Source organism: Vibrio sp. D173a, assembly GCF_030248475.1.
Map to the genome: position 1 here is coordinate 1 of NZ_JAHGAH010000635.1, position 777 is coordinate 777.

Consider the following 777-nt stretch of genomic DNA (forward strand, 5'->3'; position numbering starts at 1 on the left):
AAAGCTATCGAAAGCTTTGGAAGTAATGCAAAGCAAGTCATTGAAACTGTTATTGGTCGCTCGCTTTTCAAAATGACTAACTTTAGACCCAGCTAAGCAAACAACTCTGCTGCTTGAACCGTAAGCAGACGAATCAGACATAAAAAATGGGAGCCCAGAGGCTCCCATTTTACTTTCTAGTAGTCTGAGCTAATTACCCAACAACTTAATTTAACTTGTAGAAAACCGTTGATAACGGCGGCAGACGTAGCTCAATTGATGCCTCTAGGCCTTCACTTTCTACGGATTCAATCTCAGCAACTTGCTTAACCTCAAAGCCACTGCCGTTGTATTTTGCGTCGTCAGTGTTCAGTAACAGGTTGGTATCTAATTTCAATACTCTCTCTTCTTTTATTCAGGCCAGCCAATACGTGCTGGTCTTTTTTATGAAATTAATAAAATAAATATTCACAAATATAGCATTTTTATGTTTAACTAAAGCCTTCATTGATTCTATTTGCTCAAGGAGCGAGATATGGCTTTTAATCTTCGCAATCGTAACTTTCTAAAATTGCTCGACTTTACTCCAAAAGAGATCCAATTCTTGTTGGATTTGTCGGCCGATCTTAAGAAAGCTAAGTATGCAGGTACTGAACAGAAGAAACTGAGCGGCAAAAACATTGCCCTGATCTTTGAAAAAGCCTCTACTCGAACTCGATGTGCCTTCGAGGTCGCTGCCTTTGATCAAGGAGCACAAGTCTCTTATATCGGGCCTTCTGGGTCTCAGATTGGTTAAAA

2 pseudogenes are annotated in these 777 nt (G+C 39.9%); one reads left to right on the forward strand and one right to left on the reverse strand.

The annotated features are described in order from the left end of the window. Nucleotides 1–205: 205 nt before the first annotated feature. A pseudogene (locus KIV40_RS28110) lies at nt 206–361 on the reverse strand (alpha amylase C-terminal domain-containing protein); the annotation flags it as partial. Between the two features lie 153 nt (nt 362–514). Between KIV40_RS28110 and KIV40_RS28115 the strand changes: the two are divergent. After that, a pseudogene (locus KIV40_RS28115) lies at nt 515–772 on the forward strand (ornithine carbamoyltransferase subunit F); the annotation flags it as partial. Nucleotides 773–777: the final 5 nt, after the last annotated feature.